Annotated in this window: 15 protein-coding genes; 6 read left to right on the plus strand and 9 right to left on the minus strand. The window is 65.7% G+C overall.

Translation table 11 applies throughout. The annotated features are described in order from the left end of the window. Positions 1-15 precede the first annotated feature (15 nt). On the plus strand, positions 16-1,308 hold the full coding sequence (pncB, locus tag AC1DZT_RS06055) for a nicotinate phosphoribosyltransferase (protein ID WP_478005712.1): 1,293 nt from the start codon (positions 16-18) through the stop codon (positions 1,306-1,308). Between the two features lie 9 nt (positions 1,309-1,317). Here the strand turns inward: pncB and AC1DZT_RS06060 are convergent, their stop codons facing one another. The 5 genes from AC1DZT_RS06060 to AC1DZT_RS06080 all read right to left on the minus strand — a co-directional run bounded on the left by AC1DZT_RS06060 (position 1,318) and on the right by AC1DZT_RS06080 (position 5,733). Beyond that, complete coding sequence (locus AC1DZT_RS06060) at positions 1,318-2,040, minus strand: hypothetical protein (protein ID WP_478005713.1); 723 nt, start codon at positions 2,038-2,040, stop codon at positions 1,318-1,320. Positions 2,041-2,105: 65 nt separating this feature from the next. Further along, on the minus strand, positions 2,106-2,528 hold the full coding sequence (gene arfB / locus AC1DZT_RS06065) for an alternative ribosome rescue aminoacyl-tRNA hydrolase ArfB (RefSeq protein WP_478005714.1): 423 nt from the start codon (positions 2,526-2,528) through the stop codon (positions 2,106-2,108). 242 nt (positions 2,529-2,770) lie between these two features. After that, complete coding sequence (locus AC1DZT_RS06070) at positions 2,771-3,391, minus strand: queuosine precursor transporter (protein WP_478005715.1); 621 nt, start codon at positions 3,389-3,391, stop codon at positions 2,771-2,773. Positions 3,392-3,490: 99 nt separating this feature from the next. Then, positions 3,491-4,375, minus strand: coding sequence for a penicillin-insensitive murein endopeptidase (gene mepA, locus AC1DZT_RS06075; RefSeq protein ID WP_478005716.1), 885 nt, complete (start codon positions 4,373-4,375; stop codon positions 3,491-3,493). Beyond that, positions 4,372-5,733, minus strand: a complete 1,362-nt coding sequence (locus tag AC1DZT_RS06080) for an MFS transporter (RefSeq protein WP_478005717.1) — start codon at positions 5,731-5,733, stop codon at positions 4,372-4,374. Before AC1DZT_RS06080 ends, mepA begins: the two co-directional genes overlap by 4 nt. Positions 5,734-5,853: 120 nt before the next feature. Between AC1DZT_RS06080 and AC1DZT_RS06085 the strand changes: the two genes are divergently transcribed. Beyond that, positions 5,854-6,132 carry a YggT family protein gene (locus AC1DZT_RS06085; RefSeq protein ID WP_478005718.1) on the plus strand — a complete coding sequence of 93 codons (279 nt, stop codon included), beginning with the start codon at positions 5,854-5,856 and terminating at the stop codon, positions 6,130-6,132. 54 nt (positions 6,133-6,186) lie between these two features. Then, the gene (recQ, locus tag AC1DZT_RS06090) at positions 6,187-8,238 is read left to right on the plus strand and encodes a DNA helicase RecQ (RefSeq protein ID WP_478005917.1); all 2,052 of its coding nucleotides are present in this window, start codon (positions 6,187-6,189) and stop codon (positions 8,236-8,238) included. On the opposite strand, the gene AC1DZT_RS06095 is transcribed toward recQ, so the two are convergent. Continuing rightward, positions 8,239-10,794 (minus strand): hybrid sensor histidine kinase/response regulator, encoded by a 2,556-nt coding sequence (locus tag AC1DZT_RS06095; protein ID WP_478005719.1) that lies wholly within the window; start codon positions 10,792-10,794, stop codon positions 8,239-8,241. A gap of 217 nt (positions 10,795-11,011) precedes the next feature. On the opposite strand from AC1DZT_RS06095, the gene AC1DZT_RS06100 reads away from it, so the two are divergent. The 3 genes from AC1DZT_RS06100 (at position 11,012) to AC1DZT_RS06110 (ending at position 19,635) form a co-directional block, all read left to right on the plus strand. Then, a complete protein-coding gene (locus AC1DZT_RS06100) occupies positions 11,012-16,423 on the plus strand; it encodes an MG2 domain-containing protein (protein WP_478005720.1) in 5,412 nt (1,803 codons plus the stop codon). Continuing rightward, positions 16,420-18,459, plus strand: a complete 2,040-nt coding sequence (gene pbpC, locus AC1DZT_RS06105) for a penicillin-binding protein 1C (RefSeq protein WP_478005721.1) — start codon at positions 16,420-16,422, stop codon at positions 18,457-18,459. The genes AC1DZT_RS06100 and pbpC overlap by 4 nt, the downstream gene beginning before the upstream one ends. 81 nt (positions 18,460-18,540) lie before the next feature. Continuing rightward, the gene (locus AC1DZT_RS06110; protein ID WP_478005722.1) at positions 18,541-19,635 is read left to right on the plus strand and encodes an MFS transporter; all 1,095 of its coding nucleotides are present in this window, start codon (positions 18,541-18,543) and stop codon (positions 19,633-19,635) included. On the opposite strand, the gene AC1DZT_RS06115 is transcribed toward AC1DZT_RS06110, so the two are convergent. From AC1DZT_RS06115 to serA, 3 genes are all read right to left on the minus strand, one after another. Then, positions 19,632-20,363: a metallophosphoesterase family protein gene (locus tag AC1DZT_RS06115; protein ID WP_478005723.1), complete on the minus strand. Its 732-nt coding sequence runs from the start codon at positions 20,361-20,363 to the stop codon at positions 19,632-19,634. The two genes, AC1DZT_RS06110 and AC1DZT_RS06115, sit on opposite strands and share 4 nt — an antisense overlap. A gap of 88 nt (positions 20,364-20,451) precedes the next feature. After that, on the minus strand, positions 20,452-21,087 hold the full coding sequence (locus AC1DZT_RS06120; protein WP_478005724.1) for a sulfotransferase family protein: 636 nt from the start codon (positions 21,085-21,087) through the stop codon (positions 20,452-20,454). A 134-nt stretch (positions 21,088-21,221) separates the two neighbouring features. Then, positions 21,222-22,817: a phosphoglycerate dehydrogenase gene (serA, locus tag AC1DZT_RS06125; protein WP_478005725.1), complete on the minus strand. Its 1,596-nt coding sequence runs from the start codon at positions 22,815-22,817 to the stop codon at positions 21,222-21,224. Between the last annotated feature and the right edge of the window lie 3 nt (positions 22,818-22,820).

A 22,820-nucleotide genomic window follows, 5' to 3' on the forward strand; every position in this document is an offset into this window, starting at 1 on the left:
AAGAGGAGCGCAAACATGGTCGATCTTGCTACCAGAGTCTGGAACCACCGTTGGAAGATCGACCCGATTGTGCGGTCCCTGATCGACACCGACTTTTACAAGCTGCTGATGTGTCAGTCTATTTTCCGCAACCGGCCCGACACGCAGGTCCAGTTCAGCCTGTTGAACCGCAACCGCAGCATCCGTCTGGCCGATCTGATCGACGAGGGCGAGCTGCGCGAACAGCTGGACCATGTCCGCTCGCTCTCGCTCAGCCGGGGCGAAAGCACCTGGCTGCGCGGCAACATGTTCTACGGCAAGCGCCAGATGTTCCGCCCCGATTTCATGGAATGGTTCGAGGGCCTGCGCCTGCCGCCCTATCACCTGGAAAAACACGACGGCCAGTACGAGCTGACCTTCGAGGGGCGCTGGCACGAGGTCATGCTCTGGGAGATTCCCGCCCTCGCCGTCCTGATGGAGCTGCGCGGAAGGGCCGTGCTGCAACGCCTCGGCCGGTTCGAGCTCGAGGTGCTTTATGCCCGCGCCATGACCAAGCTGTGGGAGAAGATCACCCGGCTGCGCGCGCTCGACGGGCTGAAGATCGCCGATTTCGGCACCCGCCGCCGGCACTCCTTCCTCTGGCAGGACTGGGCGGTCCAGGCGATGATGGAGGGGCTGGAGAACCGCTTCACCGGCACCTCGAACTGCCTGATCGCGCAACGCCGCGACATCGAGGCGATCGGCACCAATGCGCATGAGCTGCCGATGGTCTATGCCGCCCTCGCCCGCAACGATGCCGAACTGGCCCAGGCGCCCTATCAGGTTCTGGCCGACTGGCAGGACGAACACGAGGGCAATCTGCGCATCATCCTGCCCGATACCTTTGGCACGGAAGGATTTTTGCGCCACGCGCCCGATTGGCTCGCCTCCTGGACCGGCATCCGCATCGACAGCGGCGACCCGGCCCATGGCGCGGAAATCGCGATCCGCTGGTGGCAGGAAAAGGGCGAGGACCCGCGCCAGAAGCTGGTGATCTTCTCCGACGGGCTGGACGTGGCCAAGATCGAGGAGCTGCACCGCCAGTTCGCCGGGCGGATCAAGGTCTCTTTCGGCTGGGGCACCATGCTGACCAATGATTTCGTGGGCCTCGTGCCGAATGACGCGCTGGCCCCCTTCTCGCTGGTCTGCAAGGCGGCCTATGCCAATGGGCATCCGACCGTCAAACTCTCGGACAATCCCAACAAGGCAATGGGGCCGCCGGCAGAGATCGAACGCTACAAGCGGGTGTTCGGCGTGGGGGCGCAGCAGGCGCAGGCGGTGACGGTCTGACGCGCTGCGTCAGGCCATCAGGTGCTTCATCGCCTTCTGGGCCAGCGGCAGATGGTCCAGCGCCGTCTGCTTCTGCTTCATCTCTTTCATCTTGTCGGCCCATTCGCCCAGCGAGGTCGCCTTGGACCACTGGACCGTGTGCTTGACGTCATCGACCACGATATCGGCAAAGTCGATCAGGGCCTGATAATCGGCGTCATGCCCGGGCAGACGCGCCGCCCATTTCGTCTCTTTCATGGTCTTGGCGCGCTGTGCCAGAAGGACGCCATAGTTCTCGATCACATAGAACATGTTGACCGCCTTGACCGCATCCTTCCAGTCGACCGGATTGGTCTTGTCGTTCATCACCTTGAGAACATTGCGGATCTTCCCGTCGTCGGGCAGGATCGTCAGGATGTTGAGCAGGCTGCCCGCCAGCATGTTGTCGACCATCCATTTCAGACTGTCGAGGTCCAGCGCAACTTCGGTCCGGGTCTCCTTGATGGCGCCGGCGAGGGTCTTGTCCATCCACTTGATCAGATCGGGCGCGGTCTTGGCGATCTTCGCCTTGTACTTGCCGATGTCCTTTTCCAACCCGTCCAGCGCGTTGTTCAGCGTGCCATAGCCCTTGCTGCGCGCCTTGTTGACCGCATCGATCGCATCCCCGATGCTGACGCCCGACACGGCGCCTTTCTTGACATGCTTGTCGCGCTCGTTCTTCCAGAGGTCGCGCATCTTCGCCCAGTCCGCCATGATCCCCTCCCTGATTTTCGCGCGAGGGTAGCACGGCACGGCAAAGGAACAACGCCAAAATCGGCTCAGTCCTCGTCTTCCGGGGCGGCGCGACCGGCCTTGACCCCGCTGCGCACCTTCTTGGCCACCAGCCGGCGCTGGATGCTGCCATAGGTCGGCTTGGTCGCCACCCGCCGCTTGGGCACCACCAGAGCCTGGCGGATCAGCTCGGCCAGCCTTTCGCGGGCCAGCTCGCGGTTCTGCGCCTGGCTGCGGGTATCCTCGACCTGCAGGACGATGGCACCCTCGTTGGTCCAGCGCCGCCCGGCCAGCCGCTTCAGCCGCGCCTTGACCATCGGCGTCAGATGCGGCGAGCGTTCCGCCTCGAAGCGCAGCTCGACCGCGGTCGAAACCTTGTTCACATTCTGCCCACCCGGCCCCGAGGCGCGGATGAATTGCTCTGACAATTCCCAGTCAGCGATGAAGATGGAGTCGGTGATGTGCAGCATGTCATTGATTCAAAAGAGAAAGGGCCGCCTCGCCGGCGACCCTTCCCGAGTTCCAAGGAGATGGGCCAGTTAGGGCATCCATCCAACCTCAGGGCTTTTTTCAGGGGGTTGCCCCTAGAAAACGAGCCCTCCAGCTGTCCCGACACCACTCTCCAATATCACTCTAGACACTGGATCACCTCCTTTCGAAATTGTTGCCGATGAGGTCAGGTTGGCACAGATTTTGTGTTTGTCAAAATGTTTTACGCTAGCCGTACGCTCATTCGCGCAACAAACAGGCGGAAGGGCAACAATCCGAAGAGCGCGATCCCAAATTTTACGCACCAGTCGGCAACGGCCAGCGAAACCCAGAACGGAACCACCGGTCCGCTGCCCAGAAGCGGCCCGGGAGCGGCGGCCCAGGACACGTCATTTCCCGGCTCCAGAAAGACCAGCGAGGCCGAAAAGGCGATGGTGAAGAAGATCACGCTGTCGATGGTCGACCCCATCAGGGTCGAGACCAGCGGTGCCCGCCACCATTCGGCGCGGCGCAGGCGGTCGAAGATCGTCACGTCCAGCAATTGCCCGACGAGGAAGGCCGTGGCCGAACCCAGGGCCACGCGCAGGGTGACCAGCGGCCCGAACTCGCCGACGATCTGCGTGCCGATGACCGAGCAGACCAGGCCGGCGACAAAGCCCGCCAGCACGACGATCCGCGCCGCGCGCACGCCCTGCAGCCGGTTGGTGATGTCATTGACCAGAAAGCTGAGCGGATAGGTCAGCGCCCCCCAAGTCAGGAACGCGCCCATCGGGTGCTGCACGAGGATGTTGGAGGCGACGACGATGATCGCCATGGCAAGGATGCCAGGAAGCAGATTTTTCATGTTTCATTCCGTTTTTTACAAGGTCGCGGAGACTTGGCCCTCCCCATGAGGACGGAGGGCCTTTAGCCCCGGCGCGGGCTTGCTGTCAACGGGCAGAACTCAGTTCGCCTGCAGAACCGCGGAACATTGGGCCGGAAGATCGGCCATGGTGAACTCGCGCGGGCCCTTCTTGTGCGGCGGCTTGGGCCCCGGGTTCTTCACCGGCTTGGGGTGCAGATAGGCGTCCGACACCCACCAGGCCAGGGTATCGTCACAGCCGCTGCCGCCCTTGGACAGTTCCGAAACGCTGGGCGACTGGGTCTGGCAATAGGACGAACCCGGCGGGCATTTCAGCCGCACATGGAAATGGTCCTGATGGTTCGCCTCGGGCCGGATATGCTGCAGCCACTTGGCATCGGCGGCGCTGGCCGTCTTGCACATCTCGATCTTGATCGCTGCGGCCACGAAAATCCGGTCCACCCGCGGGTCCGAGGCCGCCGCCTTCAGGACCTCGCGGTAGGAGGGGTTCCAGTTCTGGTTGACCGAAAGCTGGTCATTGGTGCGGATCGAGATCGAGGAGATCTTCTCGCGCTGCGCCGCCGAAAGCTTCAGGCTGGCGGGCGGCAGGAACCAGACATCGGCATCCAGCCCCATCTGATGGCTGGCGTGACCCGAGATCATCGGTCCGCCGCGCGGATTGCCCATGTCGCCGATGTAAAGCCCCTTCCAGCCAAAGGCGGTGACCTTGGCGCTCAGATCCTCCAGATAGGACACCAGAACCGGGTTACCCCAGTTGCGGTCGCGCGACAGGCGCATGGCCTGCCAGGTCGGCCCGGTTTCCGGCAGTTCGACATTGCCCGCCGCACATCCACGGCCATAGGCGCCGATCGGTTGCGCCGGGCCAGAGGTCGGCTGGGTCTGCGCCGCAAAGAGCCTGGCCGCCGTCGTCTCGGCCAGGGCCGGTTGGGTCAGCGTCAAGAGAAGCAACAGAATCAGACGTTTCACACGCGTTCCCCCATCGGTTTGACCCAAGACAGCACCACCATCCCAAGGATGAACAGCGTGATCAAGGGGATGGCGATGCCCAGGCGCGAAGACCCGCTGATCGCGGTGAAAAGCGCGATCCCCGCCGTGCCCAGAAAGGTCGTGGCCTTGCCCGACAGCGCGTAAAGCCCGAAAGCCTCGGTCGCGCGCTCGGGCGTGGTGTGAAAGACCATCATCGTCCGGCTTGCCGCCTGCAACGAACCGCCCGCCGCCCCGATGCCGCAGCCGCAGATGTAGAAAACCAGATCCGGCAGGCCCGATCCGGGGGCGAGGCTGACCCCGAAGAATTGGTCGCGTGACATGCCCGCCACCACCAGACAGACCAGGATCAGCACCGCCATCGACACCACGATCACCGGTTTCGGCCCGAAGGCCGAATCCATCCGCCCGCCGACCCAGGTGAAGACCGCCGCCGAAATCGCCGCGATGATGCCGAAGATCCCGATCTGGGTGATCGACCAGCCCAGAACACCCGAGGCATAGATGCCGCCGATCCCGTAAAGCGCATTCAACGCGTCGCGGTAGAGCATCGAGGACAGAAGATGCGCCCCAAGGCTTTGCCTGTCGCGCAAGGACAGGATCAGCGCCCAAAGGTGGCGCAGCGATTGCCCCAGCCGCACCCGCGCCTTGACCGGCCCCTCGCTGACCCACAGCGCGAAGGGCACCATGAAGATCACATACCAGATCGCGGTGAAGGGCCCGACCGCCCGCGTCCCCTCGCGCAAGCCCGCATCCAGACCGAAGGGCGGCGCGAGGTCGATCAGCGTCTTGCCCGTCACGCTGTTCTCGTTGAAAAACAACAGCATGACGATCAGCGACACGATCCCGCCCAGATAACCCCAGGCCGAGCCCGAGCCGGAGATCTTGCCCATATCCTCATCCGCGCTCAGATGCGGCATCAGCGCGTTGGTGAAGATCGTCGCAAATTCCATCCCGATCAGGCCGATGCCGAACCAGACCATCGCCATGAAAAGATCCGGCTCCACCGGGCTCAGCGTCCAGAGCATGGTCGATCCGATCACGTAAAGCGCCGAAAACCCCCAGATCCAGGGCATCCGCCGCCCGGTGCCATCGGCAATTGCGCCCAGGATCGGCGCCAGGCAGGCGATCAGGATGCCGGAAAGCGTCTGCCCCGTGGTCCAATAGGTCTGCGCCGCCGCATGGGCCGCCTCGGGCGTCATGCCGGAGGCCGCGAACTTGCCCGTCGCCACCTCGGAAAAGTAGGGCGAGAAGGTGAAGGTCAGCAAAAGCGTGCTGTAGGGCTGGCTCGCCCAATCGAAGAAATACCAGCCCCAGATGCGCTGCCGCTTGCTTGCCATGACCTGCTCCGCCTTTTGGCCAATCAAGCCCGAAGCCACGGCTTTAAGCAAGCGCCGCAGAAGAGATTGCGCTTCGGCCCCATGCAGGCTACCACATCTGCGCAAACGAAAGGTCTGCTCATGGGTTCGCTTCGAGATATCCTTCTGCTCATCCTGAACATCGCCTATTGGATCGTGCTGGTGCATGTCATCATGAGCTGGTTGATCAATTTTCAGGTGCTCAACCTGCGGCAGCCGCTCGTGGCGCAAATCTGGTACGGCCTTTCCAACACGCTGGAGCCGGTCTATCGCCGGGTGCGCAAGCTGATCCCGATCTCGGGCGGCATCGATTTTGCGCCGCTGATCGTCTTCGTCATCATCATGGCCCTGCGGATCATCGTCACGCGCAACGTCTATTGACCCCCAGAGGGGTGGAGAGCCGTCGTGTTTGAGAGCCAGGACGCCAGCGATCCGATGACCGCGGCCAATGCCCTGTTGCATCAGGTCTGGGGCTTTGCCGATTTTCGCCCCGGTCAGGCCGAGATTGTCGAAGCGGTAACCCAGGGGCGCAACACGCTGGCCATCATGCCGACGGGTGGCGGGAAATCCCTGTGTTTTCAGCTGCCTGCACTGTGCCGTGAGGGGGTGACGGTGGTCATCTCCCCCCTGATCGCCCTGATGCGCGACCAGGTCCGCGCGCTAAGGGCCGCAGGGGTGGAGGCGGGGGCGCTGACCTCCGGCAATACCGAGGATGAGACGGAAGAGGTGTTTCAGGCGCTGGATGACGGGCGGCTGAAGCTTCTCTACCTCGCGCCCGAACGGCTGGCGGCCGCGGCGACCCTGTCGATGCTGCGGCGGATCGGCGTGTCCATGATCGCGGTGGACGAGGCGCATTGCGTCAGCCAATGGGGCCACGACTTCCGCCCCGATTACCTGCGCATCGGCGAATTGCGCCGCAGCCTGGGCGTACCGCTCGCCGCCTTCACCGCCACCGCCGATGCCGAAACACGGGCCGAGATCGTCACCCGCCTGTTCGACGGCGTGGCTCCGGTCACTTTTCTGCGCGGCTTCGACCGGCCGAACATAAGGCTCGCCTTTGCCGTCAAGGACAGCCCGCGCGACCAGATCCTGCGCTATGCCGCTGCCCGCAAAGGACAATCCGGCATCATCTATTGCTCCAGCCGTGCCAAGACCGAGGTTCTGGCCCAGGCCCTGCGCGAGGCGGGCCACCTTGTCCTGCACTATCACGCCGGGATGGAGGCGGACGAACGCCGCCAGGCCGAGCTGCGCTTTCAGCAGGAGGATGGGCTGATCGTCGTCGCCACCGTCGCCTTCGGCATGGGGATCGACAAGCCCGACATCCGCTGGGTCGCCCATGCCGATCTGCCCAAATCGATCGAGGGCTATTACCAGGAGATCGGCCGTGCCGGGCGCGACGGTGCGGCGGCCGATACGCTGACCCTTTATGGCCCCGACGACATCCGCCTGCGCCGCCAACAGATCGACGAAGGCGCCGCCCCCGCCGAGCGCAAGGCCGCTGACCATGGCCGCCTCAACGCGCTTCTCGGCCTGGCCGAGGCGCTGCATTGCCGCCGGCAGGTGCTGCTGACCTATTTCGGCGAGGACTCCGCGCCCTGCGGCAATTGCGACCTCTGCCAGCGGCCCGCCAAGCTGTTCGACGCCACCGAATCCGTCCGCAAGGCCCTGTCCGCCGTCCTGCGCACCGGGGAATATTTCGGCGCAGGCCATCTCATTGATATTCTGACCGGAACTTCCACCGCCAAGGTGGTTGAGCGCGGCCATGACAAGCTGCCGACCTTTGCCGTCGGGCGCGATCTGTCGAAATCCGCCTGGGCCGCGGTGTTTCGCCAGATGATGGGCCGCGACCTCGTGCGCCCCGATCCCGACCGGTTCGGCGCCCTGCGGATGACCGACAGCGCGGTGCCGATCCTGCGCGGCGAGGAATCCATCACCCTGCGCGCCGATACCGTCGAGAAGGCTGACCGGGGCGAGCGCACCACCGCCCGCGTCCAGGTCGATGAGGAGGATGTGGCCCTTCTGACCGCGCTGAAAGCCAAGCGCCGCAATCTGGCCGAGGCGCAGGGCGTTCCGGCCTATGTCGTCTTCCCCGACAAGACGCTGATCGAGATGGCCGAACGCCGCCCGCAGACGCTGGACGAGATGATCGGCATCAACGGCATCGGCGCGCGCAAGCTGGAAAGCTATGGCCAGGCCTTTCTGGAGGTCATCCTCGGCGAAAAGCCCAACAGCCCGCATCCGACCCGGCGCAAGCTGTCGGGCCGCGAGGCCGGGCCGATCTATGACCGGCTGGAGGAGGCGCAGGTCGCCCTGTCGCGCGGCGAGAACGGCCTGGGCAAGTACCTGTCCTGCACGCCGGCGACGCTGAAGCAGATCGCCGAAAGCCGGCCCTCGACCCTGGCCGAGCTGTATAACCTGCATGGCATGGGCGAGGCGCGTACCGAACGCTTCGGCGCCGCCTTTCTGGAGATCCTGCGCGAAAGCTGATCAGGTGCCGGTCATCTTGACCTCCCCCAGGGCGGGCCGCGCTTCGGGCGGGCAGAATTCGGCCAGAACGTCGCAGATCGCGACCTTGCGCAGCGGTTTGGTCATGTAGCGGTCGATCCCGGCGGCGAGGATATCCTCGGCGTCACCCTCCATCGCCAGGGCGGTCAGGGCGACGATGGGCAGATGTCCCTTGCCGCCTTCCAGCACGCGGATGGCGCGGGCGGCGTCGCGGCCATCCATCTCGGGCATCGAGATATCCATGAAGATCAGGTCGGGCCGGAAGCTTTGATAAAGCTCCACCGCTTCGCGCCCGTTGTTGGCAAAGACCAGTTCGATGTCGATGTCCTTGACCATCTTCTGAAAGACCAGCTGGTTGGTCCGGTTGTCCTCGGCCGTCAGCACGCGCATGCTGCGCGGGGCGGGCGGTTCGGCGGGAAGTTCGGGCAGCACCGGTTCGGGGTCCTCGACACGACCGATCTCCTTCAGGCGGCGGTAGAGGTCCGAGCGCAGGATCGGTTTCTGCAGGATGGCCGTCAGATGTTCCGCCCCCTCGCCCTCGCGCGCCTGCGCCGGGTTGGAGGACAGGAGCACGATCGGCATGGTCAGGCCCTGGCCGCGGATGCGCGCGGCTAGAGCCAGCCCGTCCATCTCGGGCATCGCGTGGTCGGTCAAGACAGCATCGAAACCCGCGTCATGGGCCAGGACCTCCAAGGCCTCGGCCCCCGACCGGCACAGCGTCACTTCGACCCCGCAGGGCTGCAGTTGGCGTTCCAGGATGGTGCGGTTGATGAAGAGGTCGTCCACCACCAGAACCCGGCGCAGATCGACTGGCAGATGCGGCACATCGGCATCCTCGGCCACCGGCAGCGTCACGCGAAAGCCGAAGACCGAGCCCTTGCCCGGCTCGCTGTCGACCCAGACCGCGCCCTCCATCCGTTCGATCAGGCGCTGGGTGATGGCGAGGCCCAGACCCGTCCCCTCGAACTTGCGGTTGGATTCGCTGTCGACCTGGTTGAACTCGCCAAAGATATGGTCGAGATGCTCGCCCGCGATGCCGATGCCGGTATCCTCCACCGTGACATGCAGTTGCTGTTCGCCCGCCTCGGTGGGCAAGCCGACGACGCGGATCAGCACATGGCCCTTGTCGGTGAACTTGACCGCATTGCCGACGAGGTTGGTCAGAACCTGGCGCAGCCGCCCCGGGTCGCCGACAAAGCGCGTCGGCAGGAACATGTCGAAATCGATCATCAGGTCGATCCCCTTGCTGCGCGCCCTGGGCTGCAGAAGCATCGCAACTTCGTGGATTGTGCGTTCCAGATCAAAGGGTTCTGGGTAAAGCGTCAGACGCTCCGCCTCGATCTTGGAATAGTCGAGGATGTCGTTGATGATGACCAGAAGTGCCTCGCCCGAGGATTTGATCGTCTCGGCAAACAGCCTTTGTTCGGGCGACAGCGAGGTGTCGCACAAAAGCTCCGCCATGCCGACCACGCCGTTCATCGGCGTGCGGATCTCGTGGCTCATATTGGCGAGGAAGGCGGATTTGGCGCGGTTGGCGGCCTCGGCGGCCTCGGTCGCGGCGAGAAGGGCGGCTTCGGCCTCTTTCTGATGGGTGATGTCCATGCGCAGGCCGACGCGGCCGCCGTCCGGCGTCGGATGGTCTTGGCCGCGGATCCAGCGGCCATCCTTCAGCTGCTGTTCGAAAGGGCCGCTCGCGGCGCGGTGCTGCGCCATCCTTTGCGCCAGCCAGGATTCCTCCTCCCCCTCGGCCACGGCGTGCTGGCCATGGGCCAGGCCATAGCGCAGCATCTCCTCAAAGCTCACCCCCGGCTTCATGATCGGGGCAGAGACCGAAAAAATCTCGCGATACCGTTGATTGCAGGTCAAAAGTCGGTCCTCCCTGTCAAAAAGCACGAATCCGTCGGGGATCGCCTCGATCCCGGCCCAGATCCGCATCTGTTCGGTGATGTTCACGGCCAGCGAGACGAGGTCGCCGTCCTGGGCGCGGCGGTTCACCAGCTTGATCCACTGCCCGTTGGTCATCTGCAGCGTCACCGGCTCGATCGGCTCGGCATCAAGCCGGGCCACCATGTCGGTCCCGAAATCGGCCACCGTCCGCCCGGTCAGTTCGACGCGCCCCGCCTCGGCCAGGCGGAGCATGATATCGGCATAGGTGATCCCCGGCGCGATCGGCAGGCCTTCCAGCGGGCGCAGAAAGGCGCTGTTGGCCGCCACCAGCCGCAGGTCGGAATCATAGACCGCGAAACCGTCGTTGATCGTGTTGATCGAATCCCACAGCCGGCGTTCGGCCATCACCGCATGGGTATGGGCGCGGTCCAGATCCTCGATGAAGCGGGACTGCTGGCCCTTGAGCATCTCCGCCTCGGAGACGGCGCTGCGGGCGATGCCGCGCTGTTCGACGATCTGGTCGGAGAGCGAGCGGGCATGGATCGACAATTTCTCATTCGCGGCAAAGAGTTCGCGGCTTTTCTGTTCCAGGAGACGTTCGGCGGCAAGCCTTGCCCTTCGTTCTTTCGCCAGCCGTTCCACACTGTCCATCCCTGACCGTACCCGTCCCAAGCCCCAAGGCCCTGACCCGCGAGACTCACCGTCTTTCCGGCAGATTGGCGCATCAAGATGAACACGCCCTTAACGGCGGACAGGTTAGAATCCTTGCCGAAAGCGGCCTTGCCATGCGATGAATTGGCCTTGGTATTGCGGAGGAATTTTGATGCGTGGCTTTGCCTTGCGGTCGGTGGCCCCAGCCATTTTGGGGATGGTATGCGGTCTTTTCCTGCTGGATGCGGGGCTTGCGCGGGCCGATGATCTGGTGCCCGCCCGCAGGCTTGTGCTGTCGGAAAACACCGACCTGCCGGGGGGCGATCTGTCCTCGATCTTCGACACCACGCTCGAATCCTGCGAGACGGCCTGCCTGACCACCAAGAAATGCGAGGCTTTGACCTTCAACACCAAGAACGGCTCCTGTTTCCTCAAGGCCGGGGCTGGCGCGCCCAGCGCCTTTGACGGGGCCTATTCCGGCCAGGTCGTCAAGGCCGCCAAGGGGGTCGAGGCGCTGGCCCAGACCCGCCGGGCCGAACTGACCTTCCTGCAGGACTGGGATGTCTCGCCCGCCACCGATCTGGCCAAGGGCCTCGCCAACCTGCACATCACCAATGATTACACCGCCGAGGAGCATCTTTCCTCCGCCAAGGAGGCCGAGGCGGATGGCGACTTCGATGCCGCCTACAAATACACCGGCGCCGCGCTGAACCTTGAGGACAGCGCCGCCAACTGGCTGGAATATGCCCGCCGCCTGATGCTGGCCGCCGGCAATGACCAGGCCAATGCCAGCAGCCTGCGCGACAGCGCCTTCCGGGCCGCGATCAACGCCTATCTGCGCGCCGATTCCAAGCCCTTGCAGCATTCGATCCTGGTCCAGATGGGCCAGGCGCTGGAAAGCATCGACCGCGGCCGCGACACGGTGCAGGCCTATCGTCTGGCGCAAGAGCTGCAGCCGCGCGACGACACCGCCGCCCTGTTGGAGGCCGCTGCCGGCAAATACGGCTTCCGCATCACCGACAACCAGGTGCAGACCAGTTCGGCCCGGCCGCAGGTCTGCGTCAATTTCTCGGATGATCTGGTCGCCTCGGGCGTCGATTATTCCAGCTTCGTCAAACTGCCGGAGGCCGGGCTTTCGGTCACGGTCGCAGGCTCGCGCCAGCTGTGTGTCGAGGGGATTTCCTTTGGCACCCGCTATACCCTGACCTTCCGCAAGGGCCTGCCCTCGGCCACGGGCGAGACCTTGGCCAAGAATGTCGATGTCTCCGCCTATATCCGCGACCGCAACCCCGGCGTGCGCTTTACCGGGCGCGGCTATGTCCTGCCGCGCATGGGATCGGCCGCGATTCCGGTGGTGACGGTGAACACGACCAAGCTGGATCTTGAGGTCTGGAAAGTCACCGACCGCAACCTGTTGCGGATTCTGCAGAACGGCTATTTCGACTCGCCGATGTATGACTATCAGGAAAGCGATTTCGAAAGCCAGATGGGCACCAAGCTCTGGACTGGCACCGCGACGGTCGGGCAGGACGTGAACAAGGATGTCACCACCCGCCTGCCCTTGGACGAGGCGATCAAGGGCCAGCCCGCCGGCATCTATGCCCTGCGCGCCGCCGTGCCGGGGGTGGACCCCTATGCTGTGCCGGCCAGCTGGCAGTGGTTCGTCGTCTCTGACCTTGGCCTGACCTCGATGAGCGGGGTCGATGGCCTCAACGTCTTTGTCCGCGCGCTTGGCGATGCCGCGCCCAAGGCCGGGGTCGAGGTGCAGCTTCTGTCCGTCGCGAACGAGGTTCTGGCCACCGCCAAGACCGATGCCGAGGGCCATGCCCTCTTCGAGCCGGGCCTGATCCGCGGCACCGACAGCGCCGCCCCGGCGATGCTGGTCGCACGGGATGGCGAGGTCGACACCGCCTTCATGTCGCTGACCGACCCCGAATTCGACCTCTCCGACCGTGGAGTCGAAGGCCACGAGGCCGCCCCGCCCGTCGATGTCTACCTGACCACCGACCGCGGCGCCTACCGCGCGGGCGAAACCGTCCATGCCACCGCTTTGGCTCGCGATGCGCGGCAAGAGGCCGTCACCGGCCTGCCCCTGACCGCCATCCTGATGCGGCCCGATGGCGTCGAATATGTCCGCGCGCTCGCCGATGATGCCGGCGCGGGCGGCCATGTCTTCGACTTCCCGATTTCCGGCTCGGCCCCGCGCGGCCAGTGGAGCATGGCGGTCTATTCCGATCTGGATGGCCCGGCGCTCACCTCCAAAACCTTCCTCGTCGAGGATTTCCTTCCCGAGCGGATCGACTTCAAACTCGACCCCGGCACCGCGCCCCTGCATCTGGGCGATGTGCCGAAGGTGGGGCTGGACGCGCGCTATCTCTTTGGCGCGCCGGGGGCCGATCTTGCGGTGGAGGGTGACGTGATCGTCAGCGCCGCCGATGGGCTGGAGGCCTGGCCCGGCTACAAGTTCGGCCGGTTCGACGCGGCTTTCGATGCAAGGCTCAGCTCTTTCTCCGACATCCGCACCGATGCCGCGGGCCATGCCGACATCGACGCCGCCCTGCCCGAGTTTGACGACCCGCTGATCCCCCTGCAGGTGAAATTCGTCCTGCGGGTGGCCGAAGGCTCGGGCCGCCCGGTCGAACGCAAGGTGACCAAGCCCCTGACCCCCTCCGCCGCGATGATCGGGGTGAAGCCCCTCTTCGACGGCGTGGCGCCCGAGAATGCCGAGGCGCGCTTCAACCTGATCGGGGTTGATGAGGATGCCAAGGCGGCTGCGATGAAGGTTCATTGGGAACTGACAAGGGTCGAGACAAATTACCAATGGTATCAACAAGATGGCGGCTGGAACTGGGAACCTGTCACCTCGCGCCAGCGCATGGCCGAGGGTGACGCCGACCTGACCGCCGCCGGCCCGACCGAGGTTGCCGCCCCCGTCACCTGGGGCGAATATGAACTGACCGTGGCGCGCAGCGATGGGCAGAAGGCCGTCACCTCGACCCGCTTCTATGCCGGGTGGTATGCGCCTGCCGATGTCTCCTCGACCCCGGACACGCTGCAACTGTCGCTCGACAAGCCGGAATACAAGACCGGTGACACCGCCATGCTGCGCATCGTGCCCAGGGCTGCGGGCACGGCGCTCATCACGGTTCTGTCGAACGAGGTGATCTCGCACCAGGAAGTCGCCGTGAAAGAGGGCGAGAACCTGATCCCGGTCCCGGTGACCGATGCCTGGGGCACCGGCGCCTATGTCACCGCCGCCGTGCTGCGCCCAATGGACGTTGCCGCCGGGCGCAACCCGGCGCGGGCGCTCGGGCTGGCCTATGCCAAGATCGACCCCGGCACCCGCGCGTTGAAAACCACGATCGAGACCGCACCCGAGGCCGCCCCGCGTGGCCCCCTCAACATCGCCGTCAAGGTCGAGGGCACCCTGCCCGGCGACACGGCTTATGTCACTGTCGCCGCCGTCGATCAGGGCATCCTGAACCTGACCAGCTATCTGCCGCCCGACCCGCAGGACCATTACTTCGGCCAGCGCAAGCTTGGCGTCGGCATCCGCGACCTTTACGGACGGCTGATCGACGGGCTGAACGGGGCCGAGGGCACCGTCCGCTCCGGCGGCGACGCCGGCGCCAACGCCCGCCTGCAAGCGCCCCCGCCCACCGAGGAGCTGGTCGCCAATTTCGCCGGCCCGATCACCGTGGATGCCGATGGCTATGCCCGCGTCTCCTTCGACCTTCCCGCCTTCAACGGCAGCGTCAAGGTCATGGCCGTGGCCTGGAGCAAGCGCGGCGTGGGCGAGGCCAATGCCGATGTGCTGGTACGCGATCCGGTCGTGGTGACCGCCTCGCTCGCCCGCTTCCTGCAACCCGGCGACCAGAGCCGTCTTCTGCTGGAAATCGTCCATGCCACCGGCCCCTCGGGCCATATGGGCCTGTCGGTCACCGCTTCCGGCCTGACGCTGGGCAAGGTGCCGGAGGGCGTCGATCTGGCCGATCTTGGCAAGGCGGTGGTGGAGATTCCGGTCAAGGCCGATGCCGTCGGCCTGCAAACCATCGAAGTCACCCTGACCACCCCGGATGGCAAGGTGCTGACCAAGGATCTGAAACTGCCGGTGCAGATCAATGATCCGACGATCAGCCGGGTCAGCCGTCTCGACCTCGCCAAGGGCAAGAGCTTCACCTTCGACGAGGCGGCCTTCACCGGCCTCTTGCCCGGTTCGGCCAAGGCCGTCATGGCCGTGGGCCCGATCGCCCGCCTGAACGCGCCCGGCCTTCTGGCGACGCTCGACGCCTATCCCTATGGCTGCACCGAGCAGATCACCTCCAAGGCCCTGCCGCTTCTTTACTTCGATCAGGTGGCGCAGGCGATGGACCTGCCCGGCGCGCAGAACATCAAGGGGCGGGTGGAGCAGGCGATTTCCGCCGTGCTGACGAACCAGAGCGCCTCTGGCGCCTTCGGCCTCTGGCAGCCGGGTGAGGGGGACATGTGGCTCGATGCCTTCGTCACCGACTTCCTCTCCCGCGCCAAGGCGCAGGGCTATGCGGTGCCCGATCAGGCCTTCCGTCAGGCTTTGGACAACCTGCGCAACCAGGTCAACTACTACGCCGATTTCGACAAGGGCGGCGAGCCTCTGGCCTATGCGCTGATGGTTCTGGCGCGTGAGGGCGCGGCGGCGGTCGGCGATCTGCGCTATTATGCCGATGTGAAGGGCGATGCCTTCGCCACGCCCACCGCCATGGCGCAGCTCGGCGCGGCACTCGCCAGCTACGGCGACCAGCCCCGCGCCGATGCGATGTTCGCCAAGGCGGTCAAGCTCTTGAACGGTCTGCCGACGAAGGAGGATCAGATCCTGCGTGCCGACTACGGCTCCTTGCGCCGCGATGCCGCCGCCGTCCTGACCCTCGCGGTCGAGGCGGGGTCGAAATCCATCGACCGCGAGGCTTTGACCAACCGCATCGCCACGCAAGGCTCCCTCTCGACGCAAGAAGCGACCTGGTCGCTGCTGGCCGCCAATGCGCTGATCGGCCAGCCCGATGCCAGCGGCATCACCCTGAACGGCGAACCGGCCAAGGGCCCGCTGGTCAAGGTGCTGGACGCGAGCTACCACGACCCGGTTGTTGTGAAGAACGAGGGCGAGGATACCACCCTCACCGTCACCACCTTCGGCGTTCCGACCGATCCGGTCAGTGCCGGCGGCAATGGCTATGCGATCACCCGCAGCTATTACACGCTGGACGGCCAGCCTGCCTCCCTCGATGGCGCCAAGGTCGGCGACCGCATGGTTGCCGTCTTGGAGGTCACCCCCTACGGAAGGGGCGAGGCGAGGCTGATGGTCAACGACGCCCTGCCGGCGGGGTTCGAGATCGACAACCCGAACCTGATCACCGGCGGCTCGGTCTCCAACCTCGACTTCCTTGACCTCGCCACCGATGTCGCCCATTCGGAGTTCCGTCAGGACCGGTTCCTCACCGCCATCGACCGGACGGACAATTCCAGCTTCCGTCTGGCCTATATCCTGCGCGCCGTCAGCCCGGGCACCTATCACCAGCCCGCCGCCTCGGTCGAAGACATGTACCGGCCGGACCTGAACGCCCATACGGACGCAGGCACGGTCACCATCACCAAGTGATGAAAGCGCGCTGGTTCATCACGGCGGCGGCGGGCCTCTGGCTCGCCGCTTTCGCGCGCGACGGGCTGGACGCCTGGATCGACGCGACCGATCTGCCCCCGCTCACCCTTGCCACCAGTCAGGAGGTGCTGGACCGGGGCGGCGCCCTTTTGCGCGCCTATACCGTGGCCGATGGCCGCTGGCGTCTGGCGACCGACCCGGCCTCGGTCGACCCTTTCTTCGTCAGCCTGCTCTTGGATTACGAGGACAAGCGCTTTTACAGCCACAACGGCATCGACCCGCGCGCCCTGCTGCGGGCGCTGGCGCAGGCGGTCTGGCGCGGCCATATCGTCTCGGGCGGCTCGACCCTGACCATGCAGGTCGCCCGCCTGCTGGAGGAGTCTGGCACCGGCCATATCGAGGGCAAGCTGCGCCAGATGCGCGTGGCCCTGGCCCTGGAGCGCCGCCTGACCAAGCCGCAGATCCTTGGCCTTTACCTGCACCTCGCGCCCTATGGCGGCAATGTCGAAGGCATGCGCGCGGCTGCCATCGCCTATTTCGGCAAGGAACCCAAACGCCTGACCCCGGCGGAGTCAGCACTTCTGGTCGCCATCCCGCAAAGCCCGGAAACCCGGAGGCCCGACCGCAGCGGCGCCGTCACGGCGGCCCGCGACCGCGTGCTGGCCCGCGCCCGCGCCGATGGCTTGATCGATGCCGAACAGGCGAAAGCCGCCGCCAGCGAGCCGGTGCCCAAGGCCCGCCGCCCCTTCCCCGCCCTTGCCCCGCATCTGTCCGACCGGGTTCTGGCCGAGGACAAAAGCACCACCCGCCACCAGACCACGCTCGACAAGGGCCTGCAGACCGCATTGGAGCGGCTGGCCGCCGATACCGTCCTCAGCCGCGGCGACCGGATTCAGGTCGCCATCGTGGTCGCCGATCATCAAAGCGGCGAGGTTCTCGCCTCGGTCGGTTCTGCCGCCTATACCGGCGGCGAGAGGCTCGGGTTTGTCGACATGACGACCGCCCTGCGCTCGCCCGGGTCGACCCTGAAACCGCTGATCTATGGCCTCGGCTTTGACGAGGGCCTGATCCATCCCGAAACCACGATCGACGACAAGCCGAGCGATTTCAACGGCTACCGTCCGCAGAACTTCGACCGCCAGTTCCGCGGCACGATAAGGGTGCGCGAGGCGTTGCAGCTGTCGCTCAACATCCCCGCCGTGGCGCTGACCGATGCGCTTGGCCCGGCCAAACTGCTCCAAGCGATGGACCGGGCGGGGATGAAATCCGCCCTGCCGACCGGCCAGCCCGGTCTGGCAATTGCCCTCGGTGGGATCGGCGTCACGCTGGAGGATATGGTCCAGCTCTACGCCGCCATCGCCCGTGGCGGCGTCGTGCGGCCCCTGACCCATGTCCATGGCAAGGACAACCCCGAAGGCGCCCGCGTGTTGACCCGGGTTTCGGCCTGGGAGGTGGCGGATATCCTCGCCGGCCTCGCCCCGCCGCCCGGCGCGCCCTCGAACCGGCTGGCCTACAAGACCGGCACCTCCTATGGCCACCGCGATGCCTGGGCGATCGGCTTTGACGGCAAGAACGTGATCGGCGTCTGGATGGGCCGCGCCGATGGCACGCCGGTGCCGGGCGCCTTTGGCGCCGACCTTGCCGCGCCGGTGCTGTTCCAGGCCTTCGCGCGGTTGAAACCCGCGCTCGACCCGCAACCCGCCCCGCCGCCCGATACCTTGATGCTGGCCAATGCCCAGTTGCCGCAACCGCTTCGCCAGTTTCGCAGCCGGCAGGCCGCCTTCGCCCCCGAACCCGACGCGCCGCAGCTGACCTTCCCGCCCGACGGGTCCGAGGTGGAACTGCTGCCCGAGGGTCTGATGGTCCGCGTCTCGGGCGGCACGGCGCCTTTCACCTGGCTTGCCAATGGCGCCCCGGTGATCAGCGGCGCCGAGGCCTCCTCCTTCATGCTGCCCGATCCGGGGCGCGGCTTCGTGACGCTGTCGGTCATCGATGCCGAGGGGCGGTCGGCCCGCGCGCGCGTCCGCCTGCGCTAGCATCCGCCCGATTGACCTTCGCCGGAAGCCCCGATACCCCTGCCGCGATAGATCTGCGCCGCGTCATTGATCGGGAATCCCATGGCCGTTTCGCCCAAGTCTGCGCTGCTGCTTTCCGGGCTGGGCTCGATGGTCGTGCTGGGTTCCGGCATGGGGATCCTCGGGCCGGCCCTGCCGGTTTACGAGCGCAGCTTTTCCCTGACCACGGCGGAGTCCGGCCTGCTGATCTCGACCCTCTGGGGCGGCTGTCTGCTGTCGGTGCTGGTGATGTATTTCAAGGGCGCCGAGGTCACGCCGCGCCCCGGCATGGCGCTGCTGACGCTGGGGTCGGTGCTGCTGGCGGTGGCGCCGCTCTGGCCGGTGGCGCTGGCCGGCGCGCTGATCTTCGGCTTTGGCTACGGGCTGCTCGCCGCGCTGTTCAACCCGCGTATCCTGGTGGCCTATGGCGCGCAGGGCGCCTCGCGGCTGGGGATGCTGAACGCGGTCTTTTCGCTGGGGGCGATCCTGGCGCCCTTCGGCTTTGCCCTGACCGGCGGCGATCTGCGCCCGGCTTTCTGGACCATGGCGCTTTGCGCCGCGCTGGCCTTCGCGCTCTCGGGCAAGGTCGGGCTGACCGGCGTGGTCAGCGGCGGCCAGACGCGGGGTTTTCGCCTGCATCTGCCGATCCTGGCCTTTGCGCTGGTCGCCATCGGGATCGAGGCCAGCCTCGCCGGCCTTGGCCCGACCGCCCTGATCCGCGCCGGCATTTCCGAGGAGCGGGCGGCGGCGCTGCTCTCGCTGTTCTTCCTCGCGGCTTTGGCGGCGCGGGTGGCGCTGGTCGTGGTGGCGCATCGGGTGGCGGATTTCGCGCTGTTCCTCTTCGCGCTGCTCTGGGCCACGCTTTGCGCGCTTGGCGCGGCACTGATCAGCCCGGCGCTGTTCTTCCCGCCGCTCGGCATTGCGGCGGGGCTGTTCTTCCAGGGCGAATATGTCACCGCCAGCCGCAAGATGGGGGCAGACCCCCGCGTCTCGCCGATCATCATCGGCGTCGGACTGGTCGGCGCGGTCGCCTCGCCGCTGGTCTATGCCCGGCTGATGGACGGCCTCGGCAGCCACGGGTTCTTCTGGCTGGTGGCCGGGGTTGCGGGCCTCGCCTCGGCGGCGGGCCTCGCCTCCTACCGGGCGATGCGGCGCTAGACCGCCACCATCTCTTCGCGGCCATCGTCGGTCAGAAGCCAGACCCGGCGCCCCTCGATCACCGCGGCCGAGACCGGGCCGCCATAGGCGGCGCTGCTGTCCATGTTCAGGCGGTTGACGTAAAGCGTGGCCCGGTCCAGCGCGGTATGGCCATGCACGATCAAGGCGCCGTGGTCGCGGGTATCCTCCAGAAAGCCCTTGCGGATCCAGACCAGATCATCCTCGGCCTGCTGCGCCAGCGGGATGCCCGGGCGGATGCCGGCATGGACGAAGATCGACTGATCAAAGACATAGCTGGTCGGCAGCGCCTCCAGAAAGCGGCGGTGTGCCATCGGCACGGCGGCCACGGCATCGGCATGGACCTTGGCCACCGGCCGGTCCGCCGCATTGGCCACCCCGTAGGAGGCCAGCGTCGCCGCCCCGCCAAGCTTGGGGTGCAGCCAGCTCAGCTCGATCCTGAGGCCGTTGTCATGCCATTTCGGATCGTTGAGGAAATTGGTGAAGAGCCGGTCATGGTTGCCCTTCAGCACCACCCAGTCGCGGCCCGCAGCCACGCCCTCGCGCAGGTATTCCACCACGCCCCGGCTGTCGGGGCCACGGTCGACCAGATCGCCCAGATGCACCACGGTCGCAGCGCCGTTGCGCGCCATGTCGGCCTCGATGCGCCGATGCGCGATCTTCAGAAGGTCGAGATGGCCGTGAATGTCGCCAATGGCATAGATGTGCATGGTCTTCTCCGATCCGCGCGTTTTGGATAGGGGAAGCCCAAGGCAGGGGCAAGGCACCGGGGATCACTTCTGCCCGGCAAGGGGGCAATCAGGCCGGCTCGCCCCCGAGGTTTGCCCAGAAATCGACCTTCTGGTTGCGGTTCGGAAAGGGTTCGTCCGGAACGGGCACGCCCAGAAAGGCGCAAAGCGGGCCCCAGCCCTCGGCCACGTCATAGACCAGAAGCCGGTCGGCGGGGAGGGCTTCGCGCACCTCGGCCTCGCGCCGGTGATAGGCCTCCAGCGCCTTGTCCCGGTCGGTCCACTGGCCGCCGAAAGTCGTCTCGCAGATGATCGGCGCCATCGCATCCATCATCGCGCGGATATGCGGCGGCATCGGCAGGGTCGGATAGATGCCGATCAGCTTGCCGATGGTGGAGGAGAAGCTGGCCCACCATTTGTCATCCGGCCTGCGGCTGTGGATCACCTTGGCCTGCGGATAGGCCGCGGCAAGCTCGCGCCAGACATGGCAGCCGGGCCAGTCGACCTGCGAACCATAGCCGGCGAAGACCGTCTCCCATTCCACCGGCTGCCCCGCCGAGATCGCCTGCCAATGGGCGACCTGGTCCGGGTGGTGAAAGACCTCTTCCATATGGTGGGTCGGGCCGAAGCCCAGGGTTTCCAGCGCGGTTTTCAGGGACAGCGTCCCCGTCCGGCCAAAGCCGGAGCCGATGATCTGCAAGGCCATCATTCCCTCCCGAACCTGTTGTGCGATCGTTTCATGCCGCAGGCGGACGGTGCGGCGATCAGAAGATTCTGGCAAGGAAATAACAAGGCCCGCAGGGCAATCCTGCGGGCCTTTGACCTTTGGCGCAGGCCGGCTCAGGCGCCGACGAATTCCAGCGCCTTGACCTGGCTGAACATGCCGGTCGATTCGAGAGTGTCGAGCACTTTCTGGTCGATCCGCTCGTCGAGATAGAGGATCGCGATGGCGTCCTGGCCCACGCCGGAACGGCCAAGGGTGAAGTTCGCAATGTTGACGTTGTTCTTGCCCATGGTCATGCCCAGCAGACCGATGATACCGGGCACGTCCTCGTTGGTGGTGTACAGCATGTGCTGCCCGATCTCGGCGTCGATGTTGATGCCCTTGATCTGGATGAAGCGCGGCTTGCCATCAGCAAAGCAGGTGCCCGCCACCGAACGCTCACGCTTGTCGGTGACCATGGTGACCTTGATATAGGCGTCGAAGACGCCGGTCTTGTCCTGCCGGGTGGTGGAGATCTGGATGCCCTTGTCCTTGGCCACGATCGGCGCCGAGACGAGGTTCACATCCGGGTTCTGCGCCTTCAGCACCCCGGCGATCACCGACTGGTTCAGCGCGGCAAGGTTCATGTCCGAGACGCGGCCATCGTAAAGGATGTTGATGGCGCGGATCGGCTCGTCGGTCATCTGGCCGATGAAGGCGCCGAGGTGACCGGCCAGCTTGATCCAGGGCCCCATCACCACGGCCTGTTCGGCGGTGACATTGGGCATGTTGAGCGCGTTCTGCACGGCGCCGGTCAGCAGATAATCCGACATCTGTTCCGCCACCTGCAGCGCCACATTCTCCTGCGCTTCCGAGGTGGAGGCGCCGAGGTGCGGGGTGCAGACCACGTTGGGCAGGCCGAACAGCGGGCTGGCGGTGGCGGGCTCGACCTCGAACACGTCCAACGCGGCACCGGCGACATGGCCCGAGGTCAGCGCCTCGGCCAAAGCCGCCTCATCCACCAGGCCCCCCCGGGCGCAGTTGATGATCCGCACGCCGGGCTTGGTCTTGGCCAGGGCCTCGCGCGACAGGATGTTCTTGGTCTTGTCGGTCAGGGGCACATGCAGGGTGATGAAATCGGCGCGGGCGAGCAACTCGTCCAGTTCGACCTTGGTCACGCCAAGCGTCTTGGCGCGCTCTTCCGACAGGAAGGGGTCATAGGCCACGACCTTCATCTTCAGCCCGACCGCACGGTCGCAGACGATGCCGCCGATATTGCCGGCGCCGATCACGCCGAGGGTCTTGTTGAACAGCTCGACCCCCATGAAGCGGGTCTTCTCCCACTTTCCGGCCTGGGTGGAGGCGTTCGCCTCGGGGATTTGCCGCGCAACGGCGAACATCATCGCGATGGCATGTTCGGCGGTGGTGATCGAATTGCCGAAGGGCGTGTTCATCACGATCACGCCTTTCTTGGAGGCGGCGGGGATGTCGACATTGTCGACACCAATGCCGGCGCGGCCGATCACCTTGAGGCGGGTGGCCTTCTCGAGCAGCTTTTCGGTGGCCTTGGTGGCCGAACGGATGGCGAGGCCATCATACTGGTCGATGATGGCGGCAAGGGCATCCTTGTCCTTGCCAAGTTTCGGCATGTAATCGACCTCGACACCACGGTCGCGGAAGATTTGCACAGCGGTTTCAGAGAGTTCGTCGGATACGAGAACGCGGGGGGCCATGAT

The sequence above is a fragment of the Rhodobacter sp. P1_C2 genome, from assembly GCF_056406375.1.

Bases quoted from the DNA above. Each gene is read 5' to 3' on its own strand.
- arfB (WP_478005714.1), bottom strand. From the start codon at position 2,528: ATGCTGCACATCACCGACTCCATCTTCATCGCTGACTGGGAATTGTCA.
- AC1DZT_RS06070 (WP_478005715.1), bottom strand. From the start codon at position 3,391: ATGAAAAATCTGCTTCCTGGCATCCTTGCCATGGCGATCATCGTCGTC.
- AC1DZT_RS06095 (WP_478005719.1), bottom strand. From the start codon at position 10,794: ATGGACAGTGTGGAACGGCTGGCGAAAGAACGAAGGGCAAGGCTTGCC.
- AC1DZT_RS06115 (WP_478005723.1), bottom strand. From the start codon at position 20,363: ATGCACATCTATGCCATTGGCGACATTCACGGCCATCTCGACCTTCTG.
- pncB (WP_478005712.1), top strand. From the start codon at position 16: ATGGTCGATCTTGCTACCAGAGTCTGGAACCACCGTTGGAAGATCGAC.
- AC1DZT_RS06085 (WP_478005718.1), top strand. From the start codon at position 5,854: ATGGGTTCGCTTCGAGATATCCTTCTGCTCATCCTGAACATCGCCTAT.
- AC1DZT_RS06120 (WP_478005724.1), bottom strand. From the start codon at position 21,087: ATGGCCTTGCAGATCATCGGCTCCGGCTTTGGCCGGACGGGGACGCTG.
- AC1DZT_RS06060 (WP_478005713.1), bottom strand. From the start codon at position 2,040: ATGGCGGACTGGGCGAAGATGCGCGACCTCTGGAAGAACGAGCGCGAC.
- AC1DZT_RS06100 (WP_478005720.1), top strand. From the start codon at position 11,012: ATGGTATGCGGTCTTTTCCTGCTGGATGCGGGGCTTGCGCGGGCCGAT.
- AC1DZT_RS06110 (WP_478005722.1), top strand. From the start codon at position 18,541: ATGGCCGTTTCGCCCAAGTCTGCGCTGCTGCTTTCCGGGCTGGGCTCG.
- recQ (WP_478005917.1), top strand. From the start codon at position 6,187: ATGACCGCGGCCAATGCCCTGTTGCATCAGGTCTGGGGCTTTGCCGAT.
- AC1DZT_RS06080 (WP_478005717.1), bottom strand. From the start codon at position 5,733: ATGGCAAGCAAGCGGCAGCGCATCTGGGGCTGGTATTTCTTCGATTGG.
- serA (WP_478005725.1), bottom strand. From the start codon at position 22,817: ATGGCCCCCCGCGTTCTCGTATCCGACGAACTCTCTGAAACCGCTGTG.